The 8,559-nt window shown below is 40.9% G+C and carries 12 protein-coding genes; 3 read left to right on the plus strand and 9 right to left on the minus strand.

Annotated elements, in window-relative coordinates; translation table 11 throughout:
* Positions 1 to 80: 80 nt before the first annotated feature.
* Together BDR01S_RS23635 and BDR01S_RS23640 are read right to left on the minus strand one after the other, a co-directional pair.
* Positions 81 to 929 carry an Rpn family recombination-promoting nuclease/putative transposase gene (locus BDR01S_RS23635; RefSeq protein ID WP_066248541.1) on the minus strand — a complete coding sequence of 283 codons (849 nt, stop codon included), beginning with the start codon at positions 927 to 929 and terminating at the stop codon, positions 81 to 83.
* Between the two features lie 41 nt (positions 930 to 970).
* Positions 971 to 1,387 carry a hypothetical protein gene (locus tag BDR01S_RS23640; protein ID WP_066248544.1) on the minus strand — a complete coding sequence of 139 codons (417 nt, stop codon included), beginning with the start codon at positions 1,385 to 1,387 and terminating at the stop codon, positions 971 to 973.
* 220 nt (positions 1,388 to 1,607) lie between these two features.
* Here BDR01S_RS23640 and BDR01S_RS23645 point away from each other — a divergent pair, with 220 nt between their 5' ends.
* On the plus strand, positions 1,608 to 2,021 hold the full coding sequence (locus BDR01S_RS23645) for a helix-turn-helix domain-containing protein (RefSeq protein WP_066248547.1): 414 nt from the start codon (positions 1,608 to 1,610) through the stop codon (positions 2,019 to 2,021).
* A 294-nt stretch (positions 2,022 to 2,315) separates the two neighbouring features.
* On the opposite strand, the gene BDR01S_RS23650 is transcribed toward BDR01S_RS23645, so the two are convergent.
* Positions 2,316 to 2,543 carry a hypothetical protein gene (locus BDR01S_RS23650; RefSeq protein WP_066248549.1) on the minus strand — a complete coding sequence of 76 codons (228 nt, stop codon included), beginning with the start codon at positions 2,541 to 2,543 and terminating at the stop codon, positions 2,316 to 2,318.
* Positions 2,533 to 2,919: a single-stranded DNA-binding protein gene (ssb, locus tag BDR01S_RS23655; protein WP_066248552.1), complete on the minus strand. Its 387-nt coding sequence runs from the start codon at positions 2,917 to 2,919 to the stop codon at positions 2,533 to 2,535. Before ssb ends, BDR01S_RS23650 begins: the two co-directional genes overlap by 11 nt.
* Before the next feature lie 246 nt (positions 2,920 to 3,165).
* Between ssb and BDR01S_RS23660 the strand changes: the two genes are divergently transcribed.
* On the plus strand, positions 3,166 to 3,597 hold the full coding sequence (locus tag BDR01S_RS23660; protein WP_066248555.1) for a YwpF-like family protein: 432 nt from the start codon (positions 3,166 to 3,168) through the stop codon (positions 3,595 to 3,597).
* Positions 3,598 to 3,764: 167 nt separating this feature from the next.
* On the opposite strand, the gene BDR01S_RS23665 is transcribed toward BDR01S_RS23660, so the two are convergent.
* From BDR01S_RS23665 to spoIIID, 5 genes are all read right to left on the minus strand, one after another.
* On the minus strand, positions 3,765 to 4,163 hold the full coding sequence (locus BDR01S_RS23665; RefSeq protein ID WP_235846644.1) for a hypothetical protein: 399 nt from the start codon (positions 4,161 to 4,163) through the stop codon (positions 3,765 to 3,767).
* 159 nt (positions 4,164 to 4,322) lie between these two features.
* Entirely contained in the window at positions 4,323 to 4,757 is a 435-nt protein-coding gene (gene fabZ / locus BDR01S_RS23670) for a 3-hydroxyacyl-ACP dehydratase FabZ (RefSeq protein WP_040207086.1), read from the minus strand.
* Between the two features lie 93 nt (positions 4,758 to 4,850).
* On the minus strand, positions 4,851 to 5,483 hold the full coding sequence (locus tag BDR01S_RS26135) for a DNA-directed RNA polymerase subunit beta (protein ID WP_082797564.1): 633 nt from the start codon (positions 5,481 to 5,483) through the stop codon (positions 4,851 to 4,853).
* Positions 5,484 to 5,941: 458 nt separating this feature from the next.
* Positions 5,942 to 6,943 (minus strand): rod shape-determining protein, encoded by a 1,002-nt coding sequence (locus BDR01S_RS23680; protein ID WP_066248562.1) that lies wholly within the window; start codon positions 6,941 to 6,943, stop codon positions 5,942 to 5,944.
* Between the two features lie 195 nt (positions 6,944 to 7,138).
* Positions 7,139 to 7,411, minus strand: coding sequence for a sporulation transcriptional regulator SpoIIID (gene spoIIID, locus BDR01S_RS23685; protein ID WP_026568271.1), 273 nt, complete (start codon positions 7,409 to 7,411; stop codon positions 7,139 to 7,141).
* Between the two features lie 659 nt (positions 7,412 to 8,070).
* Here spoIIID and BDR01S_RS23690 point away from each other — a divergent pair.
* On the plus strand, positions 8,071 to 8,400 hold the full coding sequence (locus BDR01S_RS23690; RefSeq protein WP_066248565.1) for an MGMT family protein: 330 nt from the start codon (positions 8,071 to 8,073) through the stop codon (positions 8,398 to 8,400).
* The last annotated feature ends 159 nt before the right edge of the window (positions 8,401 to 8,559 follow it).

Here is an 8,559-nt window from a genome sequence, read left to right on the forward strand (position 1 = left end):
CTTCGGCACGTATATGATGAAAAGCACCTCAAAACGGAACCCGTTAAAAATCCTTTGGAACCTTGTTTATCGTTATGTTGTCAGGAACCAGCATCATTCTCGTCAAGCGTTTGCATTTCCCTCAGTTCTTCAACTGTATAGGGAGTGTGTTTAGCCACATCAATGAGCGGCATACCGCTTGCTAGAAGACTTTTAACAACTTTCATGATACCTTTTTCCATGCCACTTTCTAGTGCATCCTCCAGCCTGCTCCTTTCGTCTGAAAGGGCCTTTTCGCGCAGTTCATATTCTCTCCTTGTTTCAGGGTCAGCGCTTAGTTTAAGTAATTTTTGCTCAGCTTTATTGACAATTACATCCATGCTAACAACCTCCATCAACAAATTTTCAGGAATATCATCTGTTAAAAATAGTAACCAGCGATGAAGTGGATTATTCAAGTCGTAGATAATTTCATCGAATTTAGGGAATTCGATGAAATGGATTTCTTGTAAATCGGTTAATATACCTTTGGATTGTACCTCTTGTAATTGATAGGTAGAATGAAATGATTCATTAACTAACTCCTCCATCGTAAACCCAAGAAAATTGATTGTTACTGTTTTTTGAAGCCTTTTATAGTTGCTTCCTGCCACAAAGCCTTCCACAAACAGCTTGGACCAATAAAAGAGCGTCCTGGGAACCATATTTTTCTGATCGACCAGTTGTACTTCAATATTTATTTTTTTACCTGAAGGAGTTTCTTCCTTAATATCTAAAATACCTAATTTATCGTCTTCCTTCATCCTATCAAGATTTTCCCTTGCAATTCTTAAGTTGACGATGTCAACATTAAGAATTGCATTTAAGAGACCAATTAATAATTCCTGATCCTGCTCATCTCCAAATAATTTTTTAAATAAAAAGTCATTTAAAGGGTTAAGGCGATCCATATCTATTGCTTCCTCCTTATTTTACCACAAAATCCCTTTATCTATCGCCTTTCCTCCTTTAACTTCTTAAACTCTGGCAGCGTGTACGCTGATTTCACTTTTGTTAGTCGCTTTTTACCATTCGGGAAGGCGGCTAAGAAGGAAACCTTGTTATCTTCTTTTATTGCAAAATGGTGGAGGAGCTCCAACACCTCTTTTTCGGTTAGTTCGTTATTTTCTTTAACAATTTGCAGCGAATGACTATGACGGTCGTAGCTGATTTGAATATTGGAATTATAAATTTGGATAGGAATGATTGCCTTTTTGTAAAACGGGATGGTTTGATAGGGAGAATCCTTTGTTGTGTGGGGCGACTGGGTTGCGAGTTGTACAGCATCGAAAAAGCCTGGTTTACTTTTGATTTCAACTTGCTGCTTGTTGTATTGCTCACCGATAAATACTATTGATTTTTTTTCCACAAAAATAACTACCTCCAAATATTACAATTTTTTACACCGACTATCATTATTCGACAATAATTCCTTAATTCCTTTATTGTATTTTTCCGCCAGTTCTTATTCTGTCGACAGTGTGTATTTTTTTCACAACAATCATTGTGCACAATTCACACAATCAAACCTAACACTTCCGTTTCTCGTTAAGTTAAACCTATGAATTGTTTGATTGGCGGTGAATTGGATGTCTTTATCGGAAAAATTAAGGGAATTACGCGACAACCGAAATTGGTCCCAGCAAACACTTGCGGACATGATGAGGATGGATCGGTCCACGGTTAGTCGCTACGAAACGGGTAGAAGTATTCCCAACTATCAAACGGTGGTACGATTTGCGGAAATTTATCAGGTGGATAAGAATTATTTAGTGGAGGAACTCGACCAGCTGCTGCCTAAAACGGAGGGGTCTGGATTTATTGCAAAGGAAACCAGCGAGGATCACGATTTGTTGATTATTAACCAGTTTCTTCAGAAAGAGCCTAATTTTAAAATGGCCCTCATAGAGCTGTATCTCATGCCGCCCAAGCGGAGGTCTTTTTACATTGATTCATTTATTAGCCAGATTAAAGTCAATAAGCATTATAAAGACAAGTTTTAGAAAAAACGATATGTAAGTTTACTACTGTATAAACATCAAAGAAGCCGCTGAAAAGTTCAGCGGCTTCCTTTAAAAAAACAGGGGGGTTTTTATCTTAGTTTATCCCGTTAAATCGATTTTATACATGTAAACAAAAAAAAACCGGCAAACGGCAGCCGGAATAATGGAGATGAAAAACGAGGATGTGGTTGATTTTCTCTATTAAAATAGTCGGTTGCGGGGATATGTTTTAAAAAATAGTTGCCGGGAAGCTTGATATTGCATGCAACCGAGGCAAATTTTTTTGAATATCACTCAAAATCGTAAAGGAATATTTTGTGAAGATTCGTGTGGATGTGTGGAGTACATTCTGATGAGGTTGTCTCTTTCCTTCATTTCATGCTGCTGTTCCTTAATGACCCATTCCAACTGGCTGACGCGCCTTTGGAGGCTATCGACGTTTTTATTTGCATTTCCAACCATTTTTATTAAGCTTTCCAGTAATTGCTCAAGGTTCCTGGCCATTTCATAGTTATCCCCCAATCGCTATTTCCTCCCTTTTCGGCTCAGGCGTAGGAGCAGGCATCGTCTCACTATGGGGCTTTGAGCTTAGGAAGCGGACCGTTTCGGCAATAACCTCAGTCACATATACCCTTTTTCCCTCTTTATTATCGTAATTCCGGGTTTGCAATCTCCCAGTAATCCCGACAACTGATCCTTTACGGCAATACTGGCTCGTATTTTCCGCCGCCCTCCGCCAAAGGGTGCACTGAACGAAATCCGCCTCAATTTCGCCGTTTTGACTGCGAAAGTGACGGGTCACTGCTAAAGTGATGTGGGCCACCGGTGTTCCTTCTGATGTCTTGTTTAGCTCCGGGTCCCTCGTCAACCTGCCAACAAGTGTGACTTGATTGATCATTATTTCATCTCCTTCTTTGTTTGATGATGCTATCATAGCTTGCAGGCTCAATGGTTGTAAAACCGCGAAATGACCATTATCTGGTCGTTTTTTAGAGGAAAACAGGTTTATCTCGAGGGTTTTTGTCAAAAGGTGGTGTCGATTTTTACAGAAAAACCCATATTTGAATTTTCGACAAATATTATTCGACATTTGCTTTACCGGAACCTATGTTATAATTTAGGAAAAGGAAATCAGGAGGTTGAGATGAAATCTTTTAAATTGTACTCATTAGATGTGGTTGAAGATGATGCTTCAGTGGAAGTTCCGTTGGTGGATGGTTTGATTCTCAATAAGGAAGACGAGCGCTCCACATGGCTGCTTGAGGCGTATACAGATTTGTCCCTCTATGATTATTTCAAAAAAATTTCCGAGCAGGACCGCGACATTATTGTCGAAGCCGTGATTACCAAGAAGGAAAATGCTCCAGCTTACTTTCAAACAAAAATTTGCTCACTAACTAAATTTGAAAAGCATATTAGCGTTTTGTTCGAAGGCAGAATTCGCCGAAACAAAAGTGATTATTCGGAGCTGCTGCTTGAAAATCTCCTTCAAAAAGGGCTAGAGGGTCCGGCGCTGCTTACCGAGTTCAGGGATAAAATAAAAAGCAAACCAAAGCTAAAAATAAAGTCACAATAAAGATAAGAGAAGGGACCTGGCAGAAATTTGCCGGTCCCTTTTTTTGTGAAAAAGGGGCGGAGCGCTGCATAAGCGAATCAATTTATCCAGTCGTAGTGAGAATAGACAGTTCCCGTGGATAAATGAAGTGAAGCTTAGCTCTGCTCACACCGCCTTTATTATGTGTTTTACTCGTCCTTATTATCGGCATCATGTCTGTCAATGTCGTCTTCGATGATGTCTTCCTTTTTGGTGTTGCTATCTTTAATTGGGTCTTTGTCGGTATCGGTATTTTTGTCTTCTGTGTTTGGATAATGGTTGTTTCTGTTATTTAAATCCATGTTGTCATTATCGTATTTAATTAAAGGTCGATTATTAAGATTTGTTCGGTTGTTGTTGTTTAAATCGTTGTTGTTAAGATTGTCATTATTATATAAATTGTTATCTGTCGGCTTGTTCACGGCTGGCGGTGGTGGATTATGATCATTATTGTTATTGCAACCCGTTAACATGACAGCAGATAGAATGGAACCTGCGAGCACAAGAAATAACTTTTTCTTCAAAATAAAGAAACCCCTTCCAAACATATTTTGACCTATCTTTTATCGGTCTGTTTTTAGGGTTCCCTGCGTTTTACAAATGATAGCAAGCATTTTTTTACAAAAATATTAGCGGGTTTGCGACTGCTACAAATACGGCATACAAAAAAAGCAGCAGGAAATTTATCTCCGGCCGCTTCGATCTGCTTATTCTTTTTTCTCACCTAAGGCAAAAGTGATTTCCGCTTCACAGGCCACTTCACCGTCAACAGTTGCAACGGCTTTTCCTTTGCCGATGGGGCCGCGCAGGCGGACGATTTCTACTTCAAGCCGCAATTGGTCGCCTGGCTTGACTTGCTTTTTAAAACGGCAGCCATCAATTCCTGCAAAAAAGGCTAAGCGGCCGCGGTTTTCTTCTTTTTTCAACATTGCAACTGCCCCGACTTGTGCGAGTGCTTCCACGATTAAAACACCAGGCATGACTGGATAATCAGGGAAATGTCCATTGAAAAATTCTTCGTTGGCACTGACATTTTTAATCCCAACCGCACTTTTTCCTTCTTCGACTTCTAAGATACGGTCGACTAGCAAAAATGGGTAGCGATGGGGGATGATTTCTTTAATTTGTTCGATATCGAGCATCATTTTAGTACCTCCTACTAGTAACTAGTGTTTATTACCTATTCTACTACTTAAGGTACACAAAAAGGAAGGGATTTACGTCCCACCCTCCAATTATTTTCCTTTATCAACTAAATCAAGGATATGTGTCCAGGTTGATTCCTTGAAAACTTCGGCAATTTCTCCGCCGCCCAGCATTCCGTAGCCGACCACTGCGCCCGTCATCACACTGACGCTGACCAATACGAGTAAAAGGATAATTCGCAGCCAAATCGGAATGAGTCGAATTCGGATCCGGTTAAGGGACACCGGTGCCGTCTCCTCACTTTTTGACTCTTTGGTTCGTTGGGCCTCACGAGTAAGGCCTTTTTCTGTTTTTTTGACCTTTGAATTCGCGCCTATTTCTCCTTTTTTGCCCGGAGCCTTGGTTGTTGCTTGTTTATCCGCGCTCTCTGTTTTAGGTGCCACGGTCTGGGATTGCTTTTCGGCATTTTTTGTTTTTTGTGTCACGGCCTGGGTTTGCTGCTCGGCATTTTGTGTTTTTCGTGCTACAGAAGCTTTGGCCCGCTGCTCGGCGTCCTTTGTTTTTCGAGCTTCGTCCTTGGCTCGTTTCTCGGCGTCCTTCTGCTGCCGAGCCTCGTCCTTGGCCCGTTTCTCGGCGTCCTTCTTTCGTTGCAGCTCTTCAGCTTTGGCCCGCTTATATTCTTCTCTCGTTCTATATTCTTGATTTGAATTATCTGCTGACATTTCTTAATTCCCCTTTAACTGAAGTCCGTCCATTTATTTTTATCTGGCATGGGATATCCCGGACTAGAGAGAGTTATACATATTATATCCATTTTTTCTGTTCAACTCATATCGCTGGGTATTTCAATTTATACTTTTATAATAAATTTCGACAATTCCTCAAGTCTATTATAAAAAAGAAATTGAAAATACTCATCAACTTTTTACAGGAAATCGTCAATAAACGTAGAATTTACTCAATATATGTCAGTTTATTAGGTCTATCTGATGATTTTTTTGGAAAATTAGTCCTGAAACACAAATAAAAAAGCCCAATGATTTAGGCTTGTCCTGCCTGCTTCATTAGACTTTTTGTATGCAAGGTATGATGTCTTACAACAGTAAACCAAAAAAGGGTCAAAGATTGAACAATGAAATCAATTTCAATTCGCAGGTCAAGGACAATCTTTTCAAAAAACTCACCCAAACTTACGATTTGGAATCTTGTCGATGTTATCCAGCATAATTCCTGTTCCAATTGCCACACAATCCATTGGATTTTCAGCAACTAGGACGGGAACCTTTAATTCATCCGCTAGCAACATGTCGATGCCGTGCAATAATGCGCCGCCGCCTGTTAAAATAACGCCGCGGTCAATAATGTCAGCCGATAGTTCTGGTGGTGTGCGTTCAAGAACACTTTTTGCCGCCTGAACGATAACAGCAACCGATTCACGTAAAGCGCCCTCGACTTCTTCGGAACGAACCGAGATGGTACGAGGCAAACCACTCACCATGTCACGTCCGCGGATTTCCATTTCTTCCGAGCGTGATCCTGGGAAAACCGTCCCGATGTTGATTTTAATGTTTTCAGATGTGCGCTCACCAATCAAGAGTTTGTATTCACGCTTGATGTAGTTGAGGATTTCCATGTCGAACTTGTCACCGGCCATTTTGATGGAGGAGGAAGTCACGATATCGCCCATTGAAAGAACGGCCACATCCGTCGTTCCGCCTCCGATGTCCACTACCATATTTCCGCTCGGTTGGAAAATGTCCATTCCCGCACCAATTGCAGCTACTTTTGGTTCTTCTTCTAAGTAAATCTTTTTCCCGCCGCTCTTTTCAGCGGCTTCTTTGATGGCCTTTTGCTCAACACTGGTAATATTCGTTGGGCAGCAAATCAAGATGCGCGGCTTTGATAAAAAGCCCTTTACGTTTAACTTATTAATAAAATGCTTTAACATTGCTTCTGTCACATCAAAGTCAGCGATCACGCCATCTTTTAATGGACGGATCGCGACGATGTTACCAGGTGTCCGACCAACCATGCGGCGAGCTTCTTCACCAACAGCAAGTACGCGATTTGTATTTTTGTCAATTGCCACTACAGACGGCTCATTTAATACGATTCCACGGCCCTTCACGTGAATTAACACGTTCGCCGTACCTAAATCAATCCCAATATCTCTTGCAAACATTCTCTTTTCTTTCCTCCTTAAAACGGAATCCACATACTTTTCCTAATTGTATATTGTACCATACTCATGAAAATTTCCATACTTTTAGAAAAAAAAGATGGTATATTTTGCAGAGGGATGTCGAAGTGGAGGATTCTTAGAGAATGCCTTTAAAATTTTCTGTTTTTTCAAATTTGGTAGTTCGGAAATGAAGGCTTATTTTACAGCCTCGCCTTCCTTTTCTTCTTTCTGATATTTCATCTTTGTTGCCTCTCCCCCTCGGAGATGACGGATCGATTTATGATAATCTAAAATACCTTTAACCTCATTGGCTAGCTCTGGATTAATCTCAGGAAGTCTCTCAGTTAGATCCTTATGGACTGTACTTTTGGATACGCCAAACTCCTTCGCAATCACGCGAACCGTTTTCCTCGTCTCCACGATATACTTTCCAATCTTGATAGTTCTCTCTTTGATGTAATCGTGCACACTCTCGCCCTCCCTAAATTGGATGTGAGAAGTGTGAAATGAGACCCGCTTATCACTTCGACGAATTCTGCTTCCGTATTGGCCATCAGTGTTGGTGTGGTGTTCTGGTGTTTTGGTGTCAGGCACCATTAAAAGACATTCGTCCACCACTGAAGGACACCCGTTTGTGGGTGTCAGGCACCAAACGGCAGAAAGTAAGTTACCTTCTGTCTATACGATGAATAATCATGTCCCCAACTGAATATCCGCTAACTTCAAACGACTCTTCACCTCAAACACTCTCTTTGTAAAGGTTTGTAACCATTTTATTAGCTTGGATACGGGATTATGCGTTAAATACTCAATCGGGACAAGATGTTATTCAAAGTTTTTCAAAAATTGGACTTCTTACTTTTTTTCGACATTCGTTTGAATGTGTCCAGAATGGCGCCGTTGTGCGGTTTTGGGTTAGAAATATCAAGCATGCAAATTTTACTTCACAAGAAATTTGTCGAGAGAAAAATTATTCAAAAATGGTGATTCTGATAGGAATGCGGCTTAAAATTGGTTTCCAGACCCGTGACTTTGCATAATTGGGGGCTATTTTTTCAAAAAGTATTGTTATATTTATCATTATTTTGATACCTTTTTGGTATGTGTTTTTTGAAAGGACGATCCTGATGACACCTTTTACTGAAAATGTCGTTGAAATTATTCGAAGTATCCCTGAAGGCAAGGTAGCAACCTATGGCCAAGTCGCTCGGCTCGCTGGAAGCCCTCGTGCTGCACGCCAAGTCGTCCGTGCACTTCATAGCATGAGCAAGAAGCACCACCTCCCCTGGCACCGTGTCATCAACGCTAAGGGGCAAATCGCCCTCCAGGATGACGAGTCCTACAATGAGCAAGTGTTGTCGTTAGAGGCTGAGGGGGTTGAGATTGGCTTGAATGGGGTGATTGATCTGGAAAAGTATCAGTGGCGGCCTAACTTCCCAGCCTCAGATGTAACCTAACTGAAAAAAAGGGGCATCTGCCCCTAAGCCGTTCTCCTTCGAGGTACAATAAATAGACGGAAAAATTCCGCTTATTTAGAGAATAGCATTGAAAATGGCTTAAATAGACGGAGAGATTCCGCCTATTGAATCAAAATACGAAAAAATGGGTAATTTTGC

Origin of the sequence: Neobacillus drentensis NBRC 102427 (genome assembly GCF_001591445.1) — a bacterium.
In the GTDB taxonomy this organism is placed as follows: Bacteria; Bacillota; Bacilli; order Bacillales; family Cytobacillaceae; genus Neobacillus; species Neobacillus drentensis.

Coding starts and splice junctions, on each gene's coding strand:
- fabZ (WP_040207086.1), bottom strand. CDS start 4,757: ATGCTCGATATCGAACAAATTAAAGAAATCATCCCCCATCGCTACCCA.
- BDR01S_RS26135 (WP_082797564.1), bottom strand. CDS start 5,483: ATGTCAGCAGATAATTCAAATCAAGAATATAGAACGAGAGAAGAATAT.
- BDR01S_RS23680 (WP_066248562.1), bottom strand. CDS start 6,943: ATGTTTGCAAGAGATATTGGGATTGATTTAGGTACGGCGAACGTGTTA.
- BDR01S_RS23665 (WP_235846644.1), bottom strand. CDS start 4,163: ATGTTTGGAAGGGGTTTCTTTATTTTGAAGAAAAAGTTATTTCTTGTG.
- BDR01S_RS23635 (WP_066248541.1), bottom strand. CDS start 929: ATGGATCGCCTTAACCCTTTAAATGACTTTTTATTTAAAAAATTATTT.
- BDR01S_RS23690 (WP_066248565.1), top strand. CDS start 8,071: ATGACACCTTTTACTGAAAATGTCGTTGAAATTATTCGAAGTATCCCT.
- BDR01S_RS23645 (WP_066248547.1), top strand. CDS start 1,608: ATGTCTTTATCGGAAAAATTAAGGGAATTACGCGACAACCGAAATTGG.
- BDR01S_RS23660 (WP_066248555.1), top strand. CDS start 3,166: ATGAAATCTTTTAAATTGTACTCATTAGATGTGGTTGAAGATGATGCT.
- ssb (WP_066248552.1), bottom strand. CDS start 2,919: ATGATCAATCAAGTCACACTTGTTGGCAGGTTGACGAGGGACCCGGAG.